General features: G+C 63.6%; 19 protein-coding genes. 13 read left to right on the top strand and 6 right to left on the bottom strand.

Annotated features, from left to right (window positions below; genetic code table 11):
* Positions 1–80 precede the first annotated feature (80 nt).
* Positions 81–1427, top strand: a complete 1347-nt coding sequence (gene gor, locus AX724_RS17420) for a glutathione-disulfide reductase (RefSeq protein ID WP_066768797.1) — start codon at positions 81–83, stop codon at positions 1425–1427.
* Between the two features lie 3 nt (positions 1428–1430).
* On the opposite strand, the gene AX724_RS17415 is transcribed toward gor, so the two are convergent.
* The 3 genes from AX724_RS17415 to AX724_RS17405 all read right to left on the bottom strand — a co-directional run bounded on the left by AX724_RS17415 (position 1431) and on the right by AX724_RS17405 (position 4152).
* Positions 1431–1901 carry a response regulator gene (locus AX724_RS17415; protein ID WP_066768795.1) on the bottom strand — a complete coding sequence of 157 codons (471 nt, stop codon included), beginning with the start codon at positions 1899–1901 and terminating at the stop codon, positions 1431–1433.
* A 57-nt stretch (positions 1902–1958) separates the two neighbouring features.
* Positions 1959–2672, bottom strand: coding sequence for a 2OG-Fe dioxygenase family protein (locus tag AX724_RS17410; RefSeq protein WP_066768793.1), 714 nt, complete (start codon positions 2670–2672; stop codon positions 1959–1961).
* A 64-nt stretch (positions 2673–2736) separates the two neighbouring features.
* A complete protein-coding gene (locus AX724_RS17405) occupies positions 2737–4152 on the bottom strand; it encodes a helix-turn-helix domain-containing protein (protein ID WP_066768787.1) in 1416 nt (471 codons plus the stop codon).
* Between the two features lie 170 nt (positions 4153–4322).
* On the opposite strand from AX724_RS17405, the gene AX724_RS17400 reads away from it, so the two are divergent.
* The 10 genes from AX724_RS17400 (at position 4323) to AX724_RS23105 (ending at position 16356) form a co-directional block, all read left to right on the top strand.
* A complete protein-coding gene (locus tag AX724_RS17400; protein ID WP_066768981.1) occupies positions 4323–5855 on the top strand; it encodes an acyl-CoA carboxylase subunit beta in 1533 nt (510 codons plus the stop codon).
* Positions 5856–5884: 29 nt separating this feature from the next.
* On the top strand, positions 5885–7069 hold the full coding sequence (locus tag AX724_RS17395; RefSeq protein ID WP_066768778.1) for an acetyl-CoA C-acyltransferase family protein: 1185 nt from the start codon (positions 5885–5887) through the stop codon (positions 7067–7069).
* On the top strand, positions 7066–7503 hold the full coding sequence (gene mce, locus AX724_RS17390) for a methylmalonyl-CoA epimerase (protein WP_066768775.1): 438 nt from the start codon (positions 7066–7068) through the stop codon (positions 7501–7503). Before AX724_RS17395 ends, mce begins: the two co-directional genes overlap by 4 nt.
* A gap of 51 nt (positions 7504–7554) precedes the next feature.
* On the top strand, positions 7555–9708 hold the full coding sequence (gene scpA, locus AX724_RS17385; protein ID WP_066768773.1) for a methylmalonyl-CoA mutase: 2154 nt from the start codon (positions 7555–7557) through the stop codon (positions 9706–9708).
* Positions 9708–10703 carry a biotin synthase BioB gene (gene bioB, locus AX724_RS17380; RefSeq protein ID WP_066768771.1) on the top strand — a complete coding sequence of 332 codons (996 nt, stop codon included), beginning with the start codon at positions 9708–9710 and terminating at the stop codon, positions 10701–10703. Before scpA ends, bioB begins: the two co-directional genes overlap by 1 nt.
* A 247-nt stretch (positions 10704–10950) precedes the next feature.
* The gene (locus tag AX724_RS17375; protein WP_066768768.1) at positions 10951–12951 is read left to right on the top strand and encodes an acetyl-CoA carboxylase biotin carboxylase subunit; all 2001 of its coding nucleotides are present in this window, start codon (positions 10951–10953) and stop codon (positions 12949–12951) included.
* Positions 12952–13042: 91 nt separating this feature from the next.
* On the top strand, positions 13043–13414 hold the full coding sequence (locus AX724_RS17370; RefSeq protein WP_066768765.1) for a tRNA-binding protein: 372 nt from the start codon (positions 13043–13045) through the stop codon (positions 13412–13414).
* 140 nt (positions 13415–13554) lie between these two features.
* On the top strand, positions 13555–15144 hold the full coding sequence (locus AX724_RS17365) for an MFS transporter (protein ID WP_066768763.1): 1590 nt from the start codon (positions 13555–13557) through the stop codon (positions 15142–15144).
* 25 nt (positions 15145–15169) lie between these two features.
* On the top strand, positions 15170–16216 hold the full coding sequence (gene alr, locus AX724_RS17360) for an alanine racemase (RefSeq protein WP_066768972.1): 1047 nt from the start codon (positions 15170–15172) through the stop codon (positions 16214–16216).
* Positions 16216–16356 carry a DUF2256 domain-containing protein gene (locus tag AX724_RS23105; RefSeq protein WP_082733586.1) on the top strand — a complete coding sequence of 47 codons (141 nt, stop codon included), beginning with the start codon at positions 16216–16218 and terminating at the stop codon, positions 16354–16356. Before alr ends, AX724_RS23105 begins: the two co-directional genes overlap by 1 nt.
* Positions 16357–16416: 60 nt before the next feature.
* On the opposite strand, the gene AX724_RS17355 is transcribed toward AX724_RS23105, so the two are convergent.
* Positions 16417–17589, bottom strand: a complete 1173-nt coding sequence (locus AX724_RS17355; protein ID WP_066768762.1) for an acetyl-CoA C-acetyltransferase — start codon at positions 17587–17589, stop codon at positions 16417–16419.
* A 49-nt stretch (positions 17590–17638) separates the two neighbouring features.
* Positions 17639–18727, bottom strand: coding sequence for an alpha/beta fold hydrolase (locus AX724_RS17350; RefSeq protein WP_156448147.1), 1089 nt, complete (start codon positions 18725–18727; stop codon positions 17639–17641).
* On the opposite strand from AX724_RS17350, the gene phaR reads away from it, so the two are divergent.
* Positions 18726–19298 (top strand): polyhydroxyalkanoate synthesis repressor PhaR, encoded by a 573-nt coding sequence (phaR, locus tag AX724_RS17345; RefSeq protein ID WP_066768757.1) that lies wholly within the window; start codon positions 18726–18728, stop codon positions 19296–19298. The two genes, AX724_RS17350 and phaR, sit on opposite strands and share 2 nt — an antisense overlap.
* 89 nt (positions 19299–19387) lie before the next feature.
* A complete protein-coding gene (gene proS / locus AX724_RS17340; RefSeq protein ID WP_066768966.1) occupies positions 19388–20899 on the top strand; it encodes a proline--tRNA ligase in 1512 nt (503 codons plus the stop codon).
* Positions 20900–20979: 80 nt separating this feature from the next.
* Here proS and hslU read toward each other — a convergent pair whose 3' ends face one another.
* Positions 20980–22281: an ATP-dependent protease ATPase subunit HslU gene (gene hslU / locus AX724_RS17335; protein ID WP_066768960.1), complete on the bottom strand. Its 1302-nt coding sequence runs from the start codon at positions 22279–22281 to the stop codon at positions 20980–20982.
* Positions 22282–22339: the final 58 nt, after the last annotated feature.

Raw genomic sequence — 22339 nt, 5'->3', positions numbered from 1 at the left:
CTTTAGGAAGAGGGGTGGGTTTCCATTTGTAACTCACTCCCTCACCCGCCATATCCGCCTCACACAAGCGGAGGCCTTTGATGAGCGACTTTGATTACGACCTTTTCGTCATTGGCGCTGGATCGGGCGGCGTGCGCGCGTCGCGCGTGGCGGCGGCGCATGGTGCGAAGGTCGCGGTGGCGGAGGAATATCGCGTTGGCGGCACCTGTGTCATCCGGGGCTGCGTTCCCAAGAAGCTGCTCATCTATGGCGCGCATTTTGCCGAGGATCTGAAGGATGCGCGCCGTTTCGGCTGGGACGTGCCCGAATGCGGTTTTGAATGGGCGACGCTGCGCGACAATGTGCTGGCGGAAGTGGACCGGCTGGAGGGTCTGTACGGCAACACGCTCGACAATCACAAGGTCGAGGTGATCCGCGAGCGCGCTACGATCACCGGGCCGCATGGCGTCAGGCTGGCGAGCGGACGCGACGTCAGCGCGAAGGTGATCCTGGTGGCGACCGGCGCCTGGCCGGTCTTGCCCGAGATCGACGGCGCCGAACTTGGCATCACCAGCAACGAAGTGTTCCATCTGCCCGAATGTCCGGGGCGCATCGTCATCGTCGGGGGCGGTTATATCGCCAATGAATTTGCCGGCATTTTCCACCAGCTCGGCAGCCATGTGACGATGGTGAACCGCGGCAGCGACCTGCTGCGCGGCTATGATGCGCAGATCCGTGACCGGCTGCTGCAAATTTCCATGACGAAGGGAATCAATTTCCGGTTCAACGCGAAGATGGAGCGGATCGAGAAGAATGAGGACGGAACGCTCTGCGTCCGGTTCGAAAGCGGCGATCCGGTGGCGGCGGATGTGGTGCTGTTCGCCACCGGGCGGCGGCCGCATAGCGAAGGGCTGGGCCTTGAACATGCCGGGGTCGAGCTGACCGACAAGGGCGCGATCAAGGTCGATGAACATAGCCGCACCAGTTGCGAGAGCATCTATGCGGTGGGCGACGTCACAGACCGCCTGCAACTGACCCCGGTCGCGATCCGCGAGGGCCATGCCTTTGCCGATACGGTGTTCGGCAATAATCCCCGCACGGTCGATTATCGCTGCGTACCGTCCGCCGTGTTCAGCCACCCGCCACTTGCCGGCGTGGGCATGACCGAGGCGGAGGCGCGCAACAAGCTGGGCACGGTGAAGATCTATACATCCGATTTCCGGCCGATGAAGAATGTGTTGGCCGGGCGGGATGAGCGGGCGCTCTACAAGATGGTTGTCGATGCAACCACCGACCGGGTCGTGGGGCTGCACATGATCGGCCCGGACGCGCCGGAGATCCTTCAGGCTGCGGCCATCGCTGTGAAGGCAGGACTCACCAAACAGGATTTCGACGACACAGTCGCGCTGCATCCAAGCATGGCGGAAGAACTGGTTCTGCTGAAATAGGCGCTATTTTTGCGCGGGGGATTCGGTCGTGGCGGGTGCGCGCGATGGCAGGGTGACCGCGTCTCCCTTGTGATTGCCGCGACGGAATCGCTCCTTGGCGACTTCTTCGATCAGGGCGGTAAGTTCCGAACTTGCCTGGACGATCCGTGCCTTGTTGAAGCAGGCTTCCGCACCATGGTCGAACGCTTCCCGACACCGGGGCGAGTTTTTCACGGCTGATGACGACACCACGATCACATGCATTTTGTGCCAATGGTCATGAACCGCATCGAGAAATTCGATGCCATTTATCCCCGGCAGGCCCAGGTCCAGGAGGATGACATCGGGCAGGGAACGATTGGCCATGGCCAACGCTTCATCGCCACTGGATGCCATGCCGCAAATCTCGAAATGCGCCTCACGCGCCAAGATTTCCTCCAGCATCGCGCGAATGGTAAGGGAATCATCGACTATGAGTATCTTGAGCGGTTCCATATCTTTGCTATCGCAGATCGGACCCACGCAATCGTTGCTGAATATGGTTAATTCCGTTTAGCTGACAGTCGTAAAAGTCACGACCAGTGCGTCGCGCCAGGCCGGTTGGGTGGCATCGACCGGGTGGATTTCCGTTACGCCGTGCAAGATTCTCCGGTCGTCGATCAGCATCGTGTCTGCCGGATCGATGAGGGTGAATTCTCCGAGCGGGCGGCCATCGGGCGCGCCTATGCGGGTCACGCCTTCGCGCACGTTACGCCGCTCGAGCAGCATCACCAGTACCCGGTCCACGCCATCGCGATGCATGCCTTCGGGCGTCGGCCGACCTCCCTCGCCCGCCTTCGCCTCGATGCGGAACTGGTGCAGTTCGACATGCCAGCGGCCCTGCTGCGCGATATCGAAGCTGTCAGCGGCAAAGCGCAATATCGCTTGCATCGCAGGTGAAGCCATCGTGGTTTCGGCGACTGGATCGAACCAGCGCTGCACGTCGCCATTGAGCGGATTATAGTCGCGGCTCTGATAATGGGGCTGGTGCGGCTTGCGGAGGAAATGGCCTTGTTCCAGCGCGAAGGCGGCGTGGCGGCGGCGGCGATATCGCCCGCCATCGGCCATGTAGAGGTCAGGCCCCAGATCGTTCCAGCTTTGCGCGAAGTCCGCCCAATCCGCGTCGCCTATGCCCAGAGCATCGCGCGCCCGTGCGCCGGGAATGCGCGCATAACCGTCGCGATCCAGCGCGTCTTCCCATGTCGTCAGGCAGTCCGTGTCGCTCATATCGTCACCCTAGGCGCATGAAGAGACGAGCGACAGGGCCGCTTTCCACAGGGTGGACCAAGCCTTAGCCGATCCAATAGGGCACGATCTGCCGATTGTCCGGGTCGACATGGATTGGCCGGTCCGCCGGCGGGAAGGCGCGCTGGTCGCAGCTTTGGCGGGGGCAAAGGCGGCAGGTGATGCCGATGGGCGTAGCAGCGCCTTCCACCTCCAGTTGCAGCCCGTCGGCATAAACGAAGTTCGCCGCATGGGCGATCTCGCAGCCCAGCACCACGGCGAAGCGGCGCGGGGTGCGCTTGTAGCTGCCGGACGGTTTGACGAGCCCTTTCGCCATAGAGACATAGCGGACGCCGTCGGGCGTTTCGCCTAGCTGTACATTGATGCGATCGGGGACGGCGACGGCTTCATGGACATTCCACAGGGGGCAGGCACCGCCGAAGCGGGCGAATTGCAGGCGGGTCGCGCTGTGACGCTTGGTGATGTTGCCGGCCATGTCGACGCGACAGAAGAAGAAGGGAATGCCGCGCAACCCCGGCCTTTGCAGCGTCGACAGGCGATGGCAGGCCTGCTCGAAACTGACGCCGAAGGTGCGGGCGAGACGATCTATATCGTGCCGCATGGCCCGCGCTGCCTCGCGAAAGGGGGCGTAGGGCATCAGCAGCGCGCCGGCCGCATAGTTGCCAAGGCCGATCGCCAGCAGCCGGTCCGCGCCGGGGACGGGCAGAGCGGCCTTGTCCACGACATCGGCGATCACCGCCTGCCCCTCCAGCATCATCAATTGATGCCCGAGCATGAACTTGCGGCTTTCGGTCGGCAGCGCCGCGTTGATGAAGAGTTGCCGTTCGGCGGCCCGATAGGCGCGCAGCGCGCTGTCAGGGGTTTCCGCGATCAGTGTCGCGATACCATGGCGGCGGGCGAGCGCCTCCACCAGCATGCCTTCGTCCAGCACCTGCCCATGCGTGATGCTCTCGGCCATCTCCTCGGCAAGGCAATCGAGCGTGTGGACATAGTTGCCCGCTTCGTGGAACCAGTCGCGCGCGGCTTCCCAGGGAAGGCGCGCCTGGACTTCATGATCGTTGGCGATCGCCTCCTCGATCATGTTGATCCGCTCATTCGCGCGCATATGGGCGTTGTAGAGGTCGACGTAGCGGGCGGCGAACTCGGGAAATTGCAGGTGCAATTTCTCGATGCGTTCGGGCTCCATCGGCGCGCCTGGCAGTTCGGGATGAGCGAGGGCGTAGGTGAAGGCCCCCAGCAATTGCTCCTCCTCCCGGCTGTCGAAGCTGGCCCAATCGGTTGGGAAGGCGCTGGCGACAGCGGCCTTCACCTTCGCCGTCAAAGGCCGGTCGTCATTTTCGAGTTGGGAGAGGTAGGAGACGGAGATACCGAGCGCGAGCGCCATCGTCGCCTGATCCATGCGATGGTCGAGCCGAAGCTGGCGCAAACGGGGGCCGGCGAAGATGCGGTTGCCGCGTGCCATGGTATGTTGTCCTCAAATTGCCGCCCCGGCCTTCGCCGGGATGGTCAGAATGGATGTTCTGCCTCTTCTATTTTGCGAAGTTGAGATTTGCAAATTGGCAAATTTGCATTTGCGAAAATTGTCGGGGACTGAAAGGAGCATCCACACAGTTTTTGGGAGACGCCGCGATCATGTCGAAGCTCGCCATCATCGAACAGCTTGAAACGAAGCGAGAAGCCGCGCGCATGGGCGGCGGCCAGCGGCGCATCGACGCGCAGCACGCCAAGGGCAAGCTGACCGCGCGCGAACGGTTGGACGTACTGCTGGACGAAGGCAGCTTCGAGGAGCTCGACATGTATGTCGAGCATAATTGCGTCGATTTCGGCATGGATGCCGAACATGTTCCCGGCGATGGCGTCGTTACCGGGTCTGGGACGATCAACGGACGGCTGGTGTTTGTGTTCAGCCAGGATTTCACCGTCTATGGCGGCGCGGTGTCGGAACGGCACGCGATGAAGATCTGCAAGATCATGGACATGGCGATGAAGGTCGGCGCGCCGGTGATCGGCCTCAACGACAGCGGCGGCGCGCGCATCCAGGAAGGCGTCGCATCGCTGGGCGGCTATGCCGAAATCTTCCAGCGCAACGTCCTGGCTTCAGGCGTCGTGCCGCAGATCAGCGTCATCATGGGGCCATGCGCGGGCGGCGCTGTCTATTCGCCGGCGATGACCGACTTCATCTTCATGGTGAAGGATTCGAGCTTCATGTTCGTGACCGGCCCGGATGTGGTCAAGACGGTCACCAACGAAGTCGTCACCCAGGAGGAACTGGGCGGTGCGGTGACGCACACGACCAAGTCGGGCGTTGCGGACGTCGCGTTCGAGAACGATATCGAGGCGCTGCTGGCGGTGCGCGATTTCGTCGATTTCCTTCCCGCTTCCAATCGCGAACCCGTACCCGAGCGGCCCACCGCCGACGCCTGGGACAGGCAGGAAGAAAGCCTGGACACGCTGATCCCGGCCAACGCCAACCAGCCCTATGACATGCATGAACTGATCCGCAAGGTCGTGGACGAGGGCGATTTTTTCGAGGTGCAGCCAGCCCATGCGGGCAATATCCTCTGCGGTTTCGGTCGGATCGAAGGCAAGACGGTGGGCATCATCGCCAACCAGCCCATGGTGCTGGCGGGCGTGCTTGACATTAATTCGTCCAAGAAGGCGGGGCGGTTCGTGCGCTTCTGCGATGCGTTCGAAATCCCCATCGTGACCTTCGTGGACGTGCCGGGCTTCCTGCCGGGGACGGCGCAGGAATTGAACGGCATCATCAAGCACGGCGCGAAGCTGCTCTTCGCCTATGCCGAAGCGACCGTGCCCAAGATCACGGTGATTACGCGCAAGGCCTATGGCGGCGCTTATGACGTGATGAGCTCCAAGCATCTACGCGGCGACCTCAACTATGCCTGGCCGACCGCCGAAATCGCGGTGATGGGGGCGAAGGGCGCGGTCGAGATCATCTTTCGCGGCAAGACGCCTGAAGAGATCGCGACGCGGACCAAGGAATATGAGGATCGTTTCGCCAACCCCTTCGTGGCGGCGAGCAAGGGCTTCATTGACGAGGTGATCCAGCCGCATTCGACGCGCAAGCGGATCGCACTGGGGCTGCGGAAGCTGCGGAACAAGGGCCTGGAAAACCCCTGGAAGAAGCATGACAATATTCCGCTGTGAGCGGGCATGAGCGGAGCGGCATGAGCATTATGAGCAATGACATCTTCATCGTCAGCGGGGCGCGGACCGCGATCGGCAGTTTCGGCGGATCGCTGGCTTCGCTGCGGCCGGCGGAGCTTGGCGCGATCGTCATCAAGGAAGCGATCGCGCGGGCGGGCATATCACCTGCCGACGTGCAGAATGTCGTGATCGGGACGGTGGTGCCGACCCAGCCCAAGGACGCCTATGTGAGCCGCGTCGCAGCGGTGAACGCGGGCATCCCGATCGATGCGCCGGCGATGAACGTCAATCGGCTGTGCGGATCGGGGCTCCAGGCGATCGTGTCGGCCGCGCAGGCGATTGCGCTGGGCGAAAACGATATTGCCGTGGCCGGCGGGGCGGAATCCATGTCCAATGCGCCGCATATGGTGCTCTCTGCGCGCAACGGGCAGAAGATGGGCAATATCGAGATGATCGACGCCATGCTCGGCGCGCTGCATGATCCGTTCGAGAATATCCATATGGGCGTGACGGCGGAAAATGTGGCCGAGCGTTGCGGCGTCAGTCGCGAAGAGCAGGACGCGGCGGCGGTCGAGAGCCACAGGCGCGCGGCGGCCGCGATCGCGGCGGGCTATTTCAAGGAGCAGATCGTCCCGGTCGAGATCAAGACGCGAAAGGGCGTCACCCTGTTCGACACCGACGAGCATGTCCGCGCCGACGCTTCGGCCGAGGGGATGGCGGCGCTGAAACCCGTGTTCAAAAAGGACGGTACGGTCACGGCCGGCAATGCGTCGGGCATCAATGATGGCGGTGGCGCCGTCGTGCTGGCGAGCGGCAAGGCCGTGGCGGAGAAGGGCCTGAAGCCGCTGGCTAAGATCATCGGCTGGGGCCATGCGGGGGTCGAGCCCAATGTCATGGGGCTCGGGCCGGTAAAGGCGGTGCCCGTGGCGCTGGCGCGCGCGGGGCTGAGCCTGGACCAGATGGACGTCATCGAAAGCAACGAGGCCTTTGCCGCGCAGGCGTGCGGGGTGGCCAAGGAACTGGGCTTCGATCCGGCAAAGACCAATCCCAACGGGTCGGGCATTTCGCTGGGACATCCCATCGGCGCGACGGGCGCGATCCTGACGATCAAGGCGGCCTATGAACTTAGACGGACCGGCGGGCGATATGCGCTCGTCACCATGTGCATCGGCGGCGGGCAGGGCATCGCCATGGTAATCGAGGCGGTCGCGTGAAGCTCGGGCGTCTCAATCACATCGGCGTCGCAACGCCATCGCTGGAGGCGAGCCTCGCCTATTATCGCGACGTGATGGGCGCGACGCTGGCGCACGAGCCGTTCGACCTTCCCGCGCAGGGGGTGAAGGTGTGCTTCGTCGACACGCCTGGCGAGGGCGGCACGGCGGGAACGCAGATCGAGCTGATCGAGCCACTTGGGGAGAGCAGCCCGATCCATGGCTTCCTCGCCAAGAACCCCGCGGGGGGGCAGCATCATATGTGCTATGAAGTACCCGACATCATGCAAGCCAAGGCCTGGTTCGAGGGGCTGGGTAAGAAGATACTGGGCGAACCGCGCATCGGCGCGCACGGTACGCCGATCTTCTTCGTCCACCCCAAGGACATGAACGGGGTGCTGACCGAGATCATGGAAACGCCCAAGGGCGCGCATTGAGACAGGATCCTCTCCCGCAGGCGGGAGAGGGGAAGTGGGTAAGGGACTTTGATGACCGAGAAGCCAACGCTGGACCAGTGGTCCGCCGCCGCCGCCAAGGAGGTGAAGGGCAAGGACCTGAACTGGCAGACCCCGGAAGGGATCACGGTGAAACCGCTCTACACGGCGGAGGACGTGACGGTCGATCCGGGCCTGCCCGGCTTCGCGCCCTTCACGCGCGGCGTCCGCGCGTCCATGTATGCCGGGCGTCCCTGGACCATTCGCCAATATGCGGGCTTTTCGACCGCCGAGGAATCCAATGCCTTCTACCGCCGCAACCTGGCCGCCGGTCAGAAGGGGCTATCGGTGGCCTTCGACCTTGCCACGCATCGCGGCTATGACAGCGACCATCCGCGCGTCGTCGGCGATGTCGGCAAGGCGGGCGTCGCGATCGACACGATCGAAGACATGAAGATCCTGTTCGACGGCATTCCGCTCGATCAGATGTCGGTTTCCATGACGATGAACGGCGCGGTGATCCCGATCCTGGCCTTCTTCATCGTCGCGGGCGAGGAGCAGGGGGTCGAGCGCAAGCTGCTCGACGGCACTATCCAGAACGACATCCTCAAGGAGTTCATGGTCCGCAACACCTATATCTATCCGCCCGAACCCTCGATGCGGATCATCAGCGATATTTTCGGCTACACGTCCCGCGAGATGCCCAAGTTCAACAGCATCTCCATTTCCGGCTATCATATGCAGGAAGCCGGCGCGACGCAGGTGCAGGAACTGGCCTTCACCATCGCTGACGGCGCGGAATATGTCCGCTATGGCGTGGCGAGCGGGCTGGACATCGATAAGTTCGCGGGGCGGCTGTCCTTCTTCTTCGCCATCGGCATGAACTTCTTCATGGAAATCGCCAAGCTGCGCGCCGCCCGCGTGCTGTGGCACCGCGTCATGACGAAGCTGGGCGCGCAGGACGAGCGGTCCAAGATGCTGCGCACCCATTGCCAGACCAGCGGCGTGTCGCTGACCGAGCAGGACCCCTATAACAACGTCATGCGCACCACGATCGAGGCGATGGCCGCGATGCTGGGCGGCACCCAGTCGCTGCACACCAATGCGCTCGACGAAGCCATTGCGCTCCCCACCGACTTTTCCGCCCGCATCGCGCGCAACACGCAGATCGTGATCCAGGAAGAAACCGGCATGTGCAATGTCGTCGATCCGCTGGGCGGCAGCTATTATGTCGAGGCGCTGACCCAACAACTGGTGGACGCCGCGCAGGAGATCATCGACCGGGTCGAGGCCGAAGGCGGCATGGCGAAGGCCGTGGCGGCGGGCTGGCCCAAGGCGATGATCGAGACGGCGGCGGCGGCGCGGCAGGCGCGCGTCGACCGGGGCGAGGACGTGATCGTCGGCGTCAACAAATATCGCCTGGCCAGCGAGGATCTGCTCGAGACGCTGGAGGTCGACAATACGAAGGTGCGCGAGGCGCAGATCGCGCGCATCAACCGGGTCAAGGCGGAACGCGACGAAGCGGCATGCCAGGCGGCACTGGAGGCGTTGCGCAAGGCGGCGGCGGGACCGCAGAGCGTCGAGAATAATCTTCTCGCCCACGCGGTCGAAGCGGCCCGCGCGCGCGCGACGCTTGGCGAAATCTCCTCCGCCATGGAAGACAGTTTCCAGCGCTACGGCACGCAGCCGACGCCGGTGAAGGGCGTCTACGCCGCGCCCTACCAGGATGACAGTCGCTGGAAACAGGTACTCGACGGCGTGCAGGCCGTCGAACGGCGCCTCGGTCGTAAGCCCAAGCTTCTTGTTGCGAAGATGGGGCAGGATGGACACGATCGAGGCGCCAACATCATCGCGTCCGCCTTTGGCGACATGGGGTTCGACGTGGTGTCGGGGCCGCTGTTCCAGACGCCGGAGGAAACGGTGGTGCTGGCGCTCGAAAGCGGCGTCGATGTGGTGGGCGCGTCCAGCCTGGCGGCGGGGCACAAGACGCTGATCCCCGAACTGATCCAGAAGCTGCGTGAACATGGCCGCAGCGACATCAAGGTTATCGCCGGCGGCGTGATCCCGCCGCAGGATTATGACTTCCTCCGTGACGCGGGCGTTCAGGGCATTTATGGACCGGGTTCCAATGTCGTGGAGTGCGCCGCCGGCGTGCTGCGCCTCCTCGGCCACAACATGCCCCCGGCGGGGCTGGAGGAAGCCGCTTGATGAATACCCCCCGCACCGACTGGACCCGCGAGGAAATCGCCGCACTGTTCGACCTGCCGTTCAATGACCTGATGTTCGAAGCGCAATCGATCCATCGCGCGAACTTTCCGCGCAATGAGGTGCAGCTTTCCACCCTGCTGTCGATCAAGACCGGCGGTTGCCCGGAGGATTGCGGATACTGCTCGCAATCGACCGAAGCGGACAGCGGCCTCAAGGCCACAAAGCTGATGGACGTGCAGGCCGTGCTGCAAGCGGCCGCGCAGGCGAAGGATCATGGCTCCGGCCGGTTCTGCATGGGCGCGGCCTGGCGCAACCCCAAGCAGCGCGACATGCCAAAGCTGGTCGCGATGGTGCAGGGCGTGCGCGCGATGGGCATGGAAACCTGCATGACGCTGGGGATGCTGGACGAAGGGCAGGCAAGGCAGCTCGCCGATGCCGGCCTCGATTATTACAACCACAATATCGACACGTCGCCGGAAAACTACGCCAACGTCATTACGACGCGCACGTTCGAGGACCGGATCGAGACCTTGGAGAATGTCCGTAACGCCGGCATCAACGTGTGCTGCGGCGGCATTGTCGGCATGGGCGAGACGCGCAGCGACCGCATCGGCTTCCTCCACGCGCTGGCCACCATGCCGCATCCCGAAAGCGTGCCGATCAACGCGCTGGTTCCGGTGGAGGGCACGGTGCTGGGTGACATGTTGAAAGACACCCCGCTCGCGAAGATCGACGAGGTGGAGTTCGTGCGGACCGTGGCGGTCGCGCGGATCGTGATGCCGCGGTCGATGGTGCGGCTGAGCGCGGGCCGCGAGAGCATGAGCGAGGCGTGTCAGGCGCTGTGCTTCATGGCAGGGGCGAACAGCATTTTCACTGGGGACAAGCTGCTGACGGCGGCCAATGCGGGGGATGACAAGGACGCGATGCTGCTCGGTAAGCTCGGCCTGACGCCGATGATGGCCCAGCCGCACGGGCATCTGGAGGCGGCTGATTGAGGTTCATCCTCTCCACTCGTCATGCTGAACCTGTTCAGCATCCATCGCGCTTCGCAAGCGACCGCGTGTGGGGAGGACTGGACCCTGAAACAAGTTCAGGGTGACCGTGGATTCAAGGTGTGAGGGAGTGGCCCGATACAAACTCGCAGCACTGGTTTTCGTTGTCGGCTTATTCGTGTTGGCGATCCTGATGTTCGCCAAATGGTACGAGTGGTCGATGGTAGATTTTGACTAAGTTGGGGTTCAAATGCCAATCACCAAGATCCTGATCGCGAACCGTGGCGAAATTGCGTGCCGTGTCATGCGCACGGCCAAGAAGATGGGCATCGCCACCGTCGCGGTCTATTCCGATGCCGACGCGCGCGCGCCGCATGTGCTAATGGCGGACGAGGCCGTGCATATCGGCCCGTCGCCCGCAGCCCAGTCCTACCTGATCGCCGACAAGATCATCGAAGCCTGCAAAAAAACGGGCGCCGACGCGGTGCATCCTGGCTACGGCTTCCTCTCCGAACGCGAATCCTTCCGCAAGGCGCTCGATGCCGAGGGGATCATCTTCGTCGGCCCTCCGGCCAACGCGATCGCCGCCATGGGCGACAAGATCGAGTCCAAGAAGCTCGCCAAGGAAGCCGGCGTCAACGTCGTGCCCGGCTATGTCGGCGTGATCGACGACACCGAACATGCCGTCAAAATCTCCAACGAGATCGGCTATCCGGTGATGATGAAGGCCTCGGCCGGCGGCGGCGGCAAGGGTATGCGCCTCGCCTATAGCGAGCAGGACGTCCGCGAAGGCTTCGAGGCGACCAAGCGCGAAGGGCTGGCCAGCTTCGGCGACGACCGCGTCTTCATCGAAAAGTTCATCGAAAGCCCGCGCCACATCGAAATCCAGATACTGGGCGACCAGCATGGCAATATCGTCTATTTGAACGAACGCGAATGTTCGATCCAGCGCCGCCACCAGAAGGTGGTCGAGGAAGCGCCGTCGCCATTCGTGTCCCCTGAAATGCGCCAGAAGATGGGCGAACAGTGCGTCGCCCTGGCCCGAGCGGTCGGCTATTTCAGCGCCGGCACGGTCGAACTGATCGTCAGCGGCGAGGACAAGACCGGCGACGGCTTCTACTTCCTGGAAATGAACACCCGGCTTCAGGTCGAGCATCCGGTGACCGAGGAGATCACCGGCGTCGATCTGGTCGAGCAGATGATCCGCGTCGCCAATGGCGAGAAGCTCGCCTTCACCCAGGACGATGTGAAGATCAACGGCTGGGCGATCGAGAACCGCGTCTATGCCGAAGATCCCTATCGCGGCTTCCTGCCCTCGACCGGCCGCCTCATCCGCTATAATCCGCCTGAAACGGGCACCGACGAGACCGGCGCAAAGGTGCGGGTGGACGATGGCGTCGCGGAGGGTGGCGAAGTTTCGATGTTCTACGATCCGATGATCGCCAAGCTGGTGACATGGGCGCCGACGCGTCTTCAGGCCATCGACAAGCAGATCGAGGCGCTGGACCGGTTCGAGATAGAGGGGCCAGGTCACAATATCGATTTCGTGTCCGCGCTGATGCAGCATGAGCGGTTCCGTTCCGGCAACATCACCACCGGCTTCATCGCGGAAGAATATCCCGAAGGATTCCACGGCGCGCCGGCTTCGGCCGAGCTGCTGAAACGCCTGTCCGCCATCGGCGCGTTCGCAGCCATGGCGCAGGCGGATCGGGCGCGGCGGATCGAGGGGCAGCTTGGCAAGCGGCTCGCTCCGCCGACCGGATGGCAGGTGAAAATCGGAGACGCGATCCACGATGTCGTGATCGACGGCGACGATGTGACCGTTGATGGCGACGCGATCGACATGGCGCTGGAATATACGCCGGGCGACCGGCTGATCGAGGCGGAGTTCGGCGATGACATCCTGGCGGTGCGGATCGCCCCCGTCCGCTCCGGCTTCGTCCTGACCGCGCATGGAGCGAGCCACAAGCTGCGTGTCCTGCCGGCCCATGCCGCGCCCTTTGCCGCGCACATGATCGACAAGGTGCCGCCCGACCTGTCGCGCTTTCTCATCTGCCCGATGCCCGGCCTGCTGGTCGCGCTCAACGTCAAGCAGGGCGACAAGGTCGAGGTCGGGCAGCCGCTGGCGGTGATCGAAGCGATGAAGATGGAGAATATCCTGCGCGCGGGGAAAGCCGGCATCGTCAAGAGCGTGTCTGCGGCGCAGGGCGAAAGCCTGGCCGTCGATGCGGTCATATTGGAGCTGGAATAAGCGGACGCCCAGTTCGCTTAGAGCGAAGTCGGGGCGCTCTTTGTGCGACTCCGCCTCGACTTCGCTCAACCTGATCGGCTAGGAAGGGATCATGCACCTGGCCCATGATCCTGCCGCGCCTGCGGCCGACACGATCAGCTTCGACGATTTCCTGAAGGTCGACATCCGGGTCGGCACGATTGTTTCCGCCGAACCTTACCCCGAAGCGCGCAAGCCCGCCTACAAGCTGCTGATCGACTTCGGTCCGGGCATTGGACACAAGAAATCCAGTGCCCAGATCACTGAAAATCATGCGCTGGCGGACCTGCCGGGGCGGCAGGTGGCAGCGGTGGTCAACTTCCCGCCGCGCCAGATCGGCAAGTTCCTGTCGGAAGTGCTGACGCTGGGGTTCGCGGACGAAACGGGCGCGGTGACGCTCTTCGCGCCGGACAAGCCCGTGCCCAACGGCGCGCGCCTCTTCTAGCCGCCTGTCCTATGGCCGGCCGCCCATGGCATCTTTGGTGCCGGACGATTATCGAAAACGGATCGATTGGATATTTTATTTCCAACACCCGCATCGAAATGTCAGAATTGGCGGGAAATATGCGAAGTTAAGAGGATGCAATGCGCGAAGCGGTGGGGGCAGGATATGTGATGGACGCGCGGCGCGACCGGTTGGTCATCACCGCGTCCGCGCTCGGCACAGTGTTCGAATGGTATGATTTCTACATCTACGGCGTACTCGCGCCGATCATCGGGCGGACCTTCTTTCCCACCGACAATCCTACTGTAGAGTTGCTCTACACGCTGGCGGGTTTCGCCATCGGCTTCGCCTTCCGGCCGCTCGGCGCCGTGCTGTTCGGCTATCTGGGCGATCGGCTGGGGCGCAAATATACATTCCTCGCCACCATCGTCCTGATGGGCGCGGCGACCGCCGGCGTCGGCCTGACGCCCTCCGCCGCCAGCATCGGCCTGGCGGCGCCGATCATCCTGATCCTCCTTCGGATCGCGCAGGGCCTTGCGCTGGGCGGCGAATATGGCGGCGCGGCCATCTATGTCGCGGAACATGCACCCACAGGGAAGCGCGGCTTCTATACCAGCTTCATCCAGGCCGGCGTGATCGGCGGCTTCATATTGTCGCTGATCGTGGTCGTGGCGACACAATGGATCGTCGGTCCGGCGATATGGGATGCCTGGGGATGGCGCATCCCGTTCATCGTATCGCTGGCGCTGCTCGCCATATCGCTCTGGATGCGGCTGATGCTGCGGGAAAGCCCCGTTTTCACTGCGATGAAGGCGGCGGGCGCGCAGGCGCAAAACCCGCTGAAGGAAGCCTTCACGCACCCGGGCAACGGCAAGCGCATGATCGTCGCGATGATCGGTATCGCGGCCGGCTTCACCGCCATCGCCTATACCGTCATGTTCCAGGCACTCTACTTCCTGCAAAGCGGTCTCCACGTCGCCCCCGGCATGGCGCAACTGCTGGTCGGCGGCAGCGCCTTCGTCGGCATGGGCAGTTTCATTTTCTTCGGCTGGCTGTCGGACAGGGTTGGACGAAAAAGGCCGATCGTCATCGGCTATGCGCTGGTGCTGCTGCTGGCGCTGCCGGTCTACCATTTCATGGGCAGCACCGCCAACCCGGCGCTGGAAGAGGCGGCAAGGCGCGCGCCGGTGGTGGTAAGCGGACCCGACTGCAGGTTCGACCCGTTCGCGAAGGTCCAGCCTACGGCTTGCGGCAAGCTGCTCGATCATTTCTCGAAGCGCGGCGTACCTTACGAAAAGCAGGTCGGCACCGCGCCATCTGTGGCGATTGGCGGCAGCGCGGTTACGGACCTCAGCCCGACAGGCCTGGACACGGCGCTGGCGGGGGCAGGCTATCCGACCGGCACGGTGACGCCGGACTGGCCCCGTGCCCTGATGATTTTCGGCGCGATGCTCCTGCTCTGGACACTTTCGGGCGCGACCTACGGCCCGGTGGCCGCGCTGCTGTCGGAATATTTCCCCGCACGCATCCGCTATTCGTCGCTGTCCATTCCCTATCATCTTGGCACAGGCTATTTCGGCGGCTTCCTTCCGCTCATCAGTCAATATCTGGTCGCGCGCACGGGCGATCCCTATGCCGGGCTCTGGTACACATTGGCGGTGGTGGCGCTCGCGCTCGTCACCTGCCTCGTCGCCTTGCCGGAAACGAAGGATCGCCCCCTCGACGCCTGAGGACGGGACCGCTATCGGGCGGATGATGCAAGACCATGTCGCTCCGCTGCGCCTGCGCCTGGATGGCGACGCGCTTGTTGCCAACTGGCGCTGGCTGGCCGGCAGGAGCGGCTCGGCCGCCTGCGGCGCGGCGATCAAGGCGAACGGTTACGGGCTGGGGGCTCGCGGCGTGATGGCGCGGTTGACGCGCGCGGGATGCCGCGACTTTTTCGTATCCAACTGGGGTGAGGCTGCGGCGTTGGAGCCGTCACTGGAACCGGGCGTGAACCTGTCTGTGCTGCACGGCGTGCGGCGCGAGGACATGGCACAAGCGCTTGCCTCCCGCGCGCGGCCGGTGCTCTGCACGCCGGAACAGATTGCCCGCTGGGGAGAGGCGGGTGGCGGCGCCTGCGACGTCATGATCGACACCGGCATGAACCGGCTGGGTCTTGACTGGCGAAGCGATTTCGCCGCGCAGCTTCAGGGCCTCGATATCCGGACGCTGATGAGCCATCTGGCCTCCGCGGACGAGGATGTCGATCTCAACCGCCTTCAGCGGGACAGGTTCGCAAGCATCCGCGACGCAGTGCCAGCGCAGCGGTACAGCCTCGCGAACAGCGCCGGCATCTGCCGGGGTGACGCCTATCATTTCGACCTGACCCGTCCGGGTCTTGCCCTTTATGGCGGCGTGCCTGTGGACGAGGCGGCGGACCATATCCGTCCGGTCGTGACGCCGCAGGCTCAGATCCTGCAGCGACGCCGCCTGATCGCCGGAGACAGTATCGGCTATAATGCGACCTTCACAGCGACGCGGGATCATGAGGTCGCGATCCTGAACCTTGGCTATGCGGACGGCTATCTTCGCGGTTTTTCCGGGCGCGGCGCTGCCATGGCGGGCGCCACCCGGCTGCCGGTGCTCGGTCGGGTGTCGATGGACCTGGTGGCTGTGGACGTCAACGATGCGCCGGACCTGGCGGAGGGCGACTGGCTCGACATCGCCTATGACTTGCGGGAAGCGTCCGCCGCGTCGGGCCTGTCGCAATATGAGCTGCTGACCGGACTTGGTCCGCGCTATGATCGGGTCTGGGCCTGATGCCCAACGGCGTGCCCAAGGGAGGATTGCCGACCAAAACCTGCCCGGCATGCCAGCGGCCCTTCACATGGCGAAAGAAATGGGCGCGGGACTGGGAGAATGTCGTCTATTGCTCGGAGCGATGCCGGCGCTCGAAATAGACATGGAAAAAGCCGCCAGTCGTTCGACTGACGGCTTTACGCACCTTATGTTTGCCGGGCTCAGCGCTCGATGCACATGGCGACGCCCATGCCGCCGCCGATGCAGAGGGTCGCGAGGCCCTTCTTCGCGTCGCGTTTGGCCATTTCATACAAGAGGGTGGTGAGCACCCGAGCGCCGGACGCGCCGATGGGATGGCCGATCGCGATTGCGCCGCCATTGACGTTGACCTTTTCAGAATCCCACCCCAGCTCCTGTCCCACCGACAGCGCCTGTGCGGCGAACGCCTCGTTGGCTTCGATAAGGTCGAGGTCGGCCACTGACCAGCCCGCCTTGGCCAGCGCCTTGCGGCTGGCGGGCGCCGGGCCGATGCCCATGATCGACGGATCGACGCCGCAGGTCGCGAAACCGGCGATGCGGCCCAGTACAGAAGCGCCGCGCTTGGCTGCGTCGTCGGCGGTCATCAGCACCAGCGCTGCCGCGCCATCATTCAGGCCGCTGGCATTGCCGGCGGTGACGGTGCCGTCCTTCTTGAAGGCGGGTTTCAGGCCCTGCATCGCCTCGATCGTTGCGCCGTCGCGAATATATTCGTCCGTATCGACGATCGTATCGCCCTTGCGCCCCTTCACCGTGACCGGGGCAATCTCATCCTTGAAGCGGCCCGAAGCGCGCGCGGCCGACGCCTTGTTCTGGCTGGCGACGGCGAATGCGTCCTGCGCCTCCCGGCTGATCTGATATTTCTCGGCCAGGTTTTCGGCGGTGATGCCCATATGATATGCGTTGAAAGCGTCGGTCAGCCCATCCACGATCATCGTGTCGACCAGGCTGACATTCCCCATCTTCTGCCCGCCGCGCAGGAATTGGGCGTGGGGGGCGAGCGACATATTCTCCTGCCCGCCTGCCACCATGATCCGCGCGTCGCCGGTCGCGATCGCCTGCGCCGCAAGCGCCACGGCGCGAAGGCCCGAGCCGCAGACCTGGTTGATCGCGAAGGCGGTGCGATCGACCGGAATGCCTGCGCCGACCGCCGACTGCCGCGCCGGGTTCTGGCCAAGGCCTGCGGTCAGGACATGGCCCAGGATCACTTCGTCCACTTCGTCAGCCGCCACGCCAGCCTGCTCCAGCGCCGCGACGATGGCGGTCTGCCCCAGCAGTTGAGCCGGAGTCGAAGCGAAAGCACCCAGGAAGCTGCCGACCGGTGTCCGCTTGGCGGCGGTGATGACGATATCTGACAAAGCCTTGATCCTCTTGATAATGGCCTATTCTTCGCAGGCGCACATAGCATCAGCCGCCATGGCTGGAAAGCCAAAGGGACAGCGGGTTCCACAACGCTTCGCAGGCTCGCCCTCCCACCATCATGCCCACATGGCCAAGGGACAGGCTATGCTCTTGCCCAAGGGCGGGGCCGGCGGCGGCTGGGACGATCCGGTCGCTGGTCGAGACGATGGAGAGGGTGGGGCATGACAGCCGCGACGGATCAACCGTCACCCCGCCGATGCGCCATACCGTCCTTCCGGTGACGTCGCTGCCGTAAAAGTCTTCGAACAAATCGCGCCCCGCGGCATAGGTCAGGGGCGCTCCGCCGTTGGCCCAATCCTCCACCGCCATGAACGCCCGCTCTGCGTCGGAACCGGCTTCCGCGTCGGCGAAAGCGGCATATTTGCGGATCGTGCGCTCGGGGTCCATGGCCCAGAAGCCCGACTGCAGCACTTCCATGGGTACATAGCCCAACCGTTCGCAAATGGGGCGCGCGTCTTTCCACAGCTTCGCGATCATGTCCCGATCGGCGGCCGAATAGGCACCGAACCGCCACGGTGCCGCGATCGTCGCCACCGCCGGACATGCGCGCAGCGCCGCCGCCCCGAGTACCAGGCTGCCACCCAGGCAATAGCCGACCAGGATAGGCGGGCGGGGCAGGGTGGCGAGCAACGGCATCAGGCGATCGGCAACATGGCCTGCCAGCCCCAACCCGGCGTCGGTCGGGTCCGGCGATCCCCAGTCGACGAGATACGCGTCATGTCCTGCTGCGGCGATATGGCGCAGCATGGATCGGCTTTCGGAGAGGTCGAGTACCGCAGGCGGGTTGATGAGCGAGGGAACGAAAACCACGGGCGCGCGATCGTTTCCCGACCCATAATGCAGCAGCCTCGCCCGTCCCGCCGCTGCAAAGCAAGGCGCTGGAGGAGGAGGCGTCGGGCGCCCGGCATCCTGATACCGGCGCAATCCGCCGAGGGCGCGGCGTCGAAGTTCGGGGTCGGACTCCGTTTCGCGCCACAAAATATTGAGAAAAAGGAGTAAAGGCCGTGGGCCATGTTGCGGTGCAGTAACACCCTGTGCTATTGCGGCATTTGCAGGTGTGGGAGAGGAATCCATGGCCAAATCCAAGACCGCCAATGAATCAGAACCGGTCGTTATCAAGAAATACGCCAACAGGCGGCTCTATAATACCGAAACATCGAGCTACATCACGCTGGACCTTCTGTCGCAAATGACTCGCGAGGGGCGCGAGTTCGTGGTCGTTGACGCCAAGACGGGCGAGGACATCACGCACAATGTCCTGACGCAGATCATCATGGAAGAGGAACAGCGGGGCAAGAACATGTTGCCGGTGAACTTCCTGCGCCAGTTGATCGCCATGTACGGCGATTCGATGCAATCGATGGTGCCGCAGTATCTGGAAGCGTCGATGGACGCCTTCCGCAAGAACCAGCAGCAGTTTCAGGAAGCGATGAAGGGCGCGTTCGGCGGCGGCCCACTGGCCGAGATCGCCAAGCGCAACATGCAGATGTTCGAGGCCGCGGCCAGCGCCTTCGGCAATGGCGTGCCGGGAATGCCCGGCATGACGCCACCCGCTGCGGCGGCCGAGGGCAGCAAGGACGACGAAATCAAGGATCTGAAGGCCCAACTCGCCGCGCTCAACGCGAAGATCGACAAGCTGAGCTGACCGCTCTCCCTTTCTAAGGGTCGACACAGGTGGCGCGTCTGTCCTATGGCGCGCCATCTTTTTTGTCTCAGGTTCAAGGTTTCCGTCCCGTGAAAAACGCGCTGCCCGTCACCCGTGCTCAGGACTTTGCCGCCTGGTACCAGGCCGTCATATCCGAAGCCGACATGGCTGAAGAAAGCGGCGTGCGCGGCTGCATGGTGATCCGTCCCTGGGGTTATGGCATCTGGGAACGCATCCAGAAGCTGCTGGACGATCGCATCAAGGCGACCGGCCATGAGAATTGCTACTTCCCGTTGTTCATCCCGCTCAGCTATTTCGAGAAGGAAGCCGAGCATGTCGACGGCTTTGCCAAGGAAATGGCGGTCGTCACGCATCACCGGCTGATCCAGAAGGACGGGCGGTTGGTGCCCGATCCCGATGCGAAGCTGGAAGAGCCGCTGGTCGTGCGACCCACGTCAGAAACCGTCATCGGCGCGGCGTTCAGCCGCTGGGTGCAGAGCTGGCGCGACCTGCCCGTGCTCATCAACCAGTGGGCGAACGTCGTTCGCTGGGAAATGCGCACGCGCATGTTCCTGCGCACCGCCGAATTCCTGTGGCAGGAAGGGCATACTGCCCATGCCACGGTGGACGAAGCGATGGACGAAACGCTCAAGATGCTGGAAGTCTATCGCAGCTTTGCCGAGGATTGCATCGCGCTGCCGGTGGTCGCGGGCGAGAAGCCGGAGAATGAGCGTTTCCCCGGCGCGGTTGCCACCTATTCTATCGAGGCGATGATGCAGGACGGCAAGGCTTTGCAGGCCGGCACGTCGCATTTCCTGGGAACGACATTCTCCTCCGCCCAGAATATCCGCTTCCAGAACGCGGAGGGTCAACAGGAGCTGGCGCAGACGACCAGCTGGGGCGTCTCGACCCGCATGATCGGCGGGCTCATCATGGTGCATGGTGACGATGACGGCCTGCGCGTGCCGCCGCGCGTCGCGCCTTACCAGATCGTCGTTGTGCCGATGCTGCGCGACACGGACGAAGATCAGGCAATCCTCGATTATTGCGGCGAACTGGTTGCCGCGTTGAATGAACTGGACGCCTTCCGCGAACCGGTTCGTGCGTTGCTGGACAAGCGGCCGGCCAAGGCGGCGAACAAGCGCTGGGGCTGGATCAAGAAGGGCGCGCCGATTGTGATCGAAGTCGGGGGACGCGACGTTTCGGTCATCCGCCGCGACCGCCTCTATCGCGAGGATGGCAAGCTCGACAGCCGGATCGTGGCGAAAGGCGAATTTGCAGAAGGCGCGGCGGCGATGCTGGCGGATATCCAGGCGGCTTTGTTTGCGGACGCCAAGGCGCGCCTTGACAGCAATATCGACGCGTCCATCACCGACATCGACGCGCTGAAGGCGCACTTCAAGGCGAGCGACAAGCCCGGCTGGGCGCTGGTCCAGTGGAGCAAGCCGACCGGCGAGGCATTGGACAAGGTCGTGCAGTGGCTGAAGGGCGAGAAGCTGACGCTGCGCAACGTACCGCTCGACGCGCCGGTGGCGGACGGGACTTGCGTGTTCACCGGCGCTCCAGCGGTCGAGCGGGTGCTGGTGGGGCGGAGCTACTGAATTAGCGTCGTTCGCATCGAGCCTAGTCGAAATATGTCCCGCAAGGGCTTCTCGACTACGCTCGATGCGAACGGATTTAGTTACAGCACATATTTGCTGAGGTCGGTATCCCGCGCCACCGCGCTCAGTTGCTTCTCGACATAAGCGGCGTCGATCGTCAGCGTCTCGCCGCGGCGGTCCTCCGCGTCGAAGCTCACATCCTCCAGCAGCTTTTCCATGACCGTCTGTAGGCGGCGCGCGCCGATATTCTCGATCTCGCTATTCACCTCCGCCGCGATCTTCGCGACTGCGCGGATGCCTTCGGGTGTCAGGTCGATCGTCACTTCCTCGGTCGCCAGCAATGCGCGATATTGCGCGACAAGGCTCGCCTTCGTGTCCGACAGGATCGCGACGAAATCCTCCTCGGTAAGCGCCTTCAGCTCCACCCGGATCGGCAAGCGGCCCTGAAGCTCGGGCAGCAGGTCGCTGGGCTTGGCAACATGGAATGCGCCTGACGCGATGAAGAGGATATGGTCGGTCTTGAGCGGGCCATATTTGGTGGCGACGGTGGTTCCTTCGATCAGCGGCAGCAGGTCGCGCTGCACCCCTTCGCGGCTTACAGATCCGCCGCGCACATCGCTGACGGCGATCTTGTCGATCTCGTCCAGAAAGACAATGCCGTTCTGTTCGGCACTGGTGATGGCGACGCGGGCGACATCATCCTGGTCCAGTCGCTTGTCCTGCTCTTCCTCGACCAGCTTGTCCCAGGCATCGGCAACCCGCATCTTGCGGCGCTTCTTCTGCTGCTGGCCGAACGCCTTGGACATCATGTCGGACAGGTTGATCATGCCGACCTGACCACCCATGCCGGGGATTTCCATCGGCGTGGAGGGGCTGTCGGCAACCTCCACCTCCACCTCGACATCGTTCATCTGGTTGCCCTCGATCCGCTGACGGAAGGAGAGGCGGGTCGCCTCACTCGCTTCCTTTCCGGTGAGAGCGTCGAGCAGACGGGACATTGCGGCTTCGGACGCGGCTTCGCGCACGGCTTCGCGGCGGCGGTCCTTCTCCAGCCGCACGGCTTCCTCAACCAGGTCGCGGACGATCTGCTCGACGTCGCGGCCGACATAGCCGACCTCGGTGAACTTGGTAGCTTCCACCTTCACGAAAGGCGCGTCGGCCAGTTTCGCGAGCCGGCGGCTGATCTCGGTCTTGCCGCAGCCGGTTGGGCCGATCATCAGGATATTCTTGGGCGTCACCTCATCACGCAGGTCAGCGGAAAGGTGCTGCCGGCGCCAGCGGTTGCGCAGCGCGACCGCGACGGCGCGCTTGGCGTCCTGCTGGCCGATGATATGCGCGTCGAGCGCAGCAACGATGGCTTTTGGGGTCAGGTTGTCGTTCATCATATGGCTCCCCCCTCCCTTTTAACGGGAGGGGCAGGGGGTGGGTGCGATCGCGTAG

The organism is Sphingobium sp. CCH11-B1 (assembly GCF_001556865.1).
In the GTDB taxonomy this organism is placed as follows: Bacteria; Pseudomonadota; Alphaproteobacteria; order Sphingomonadales; family Sphingomonadaceae; genus Sphingobium.
The sequence above is the reverse complement of the archived record's forward strand: the minus strand, read 5'-3'. Positions and strand labels throughout refer to the sequence as shown.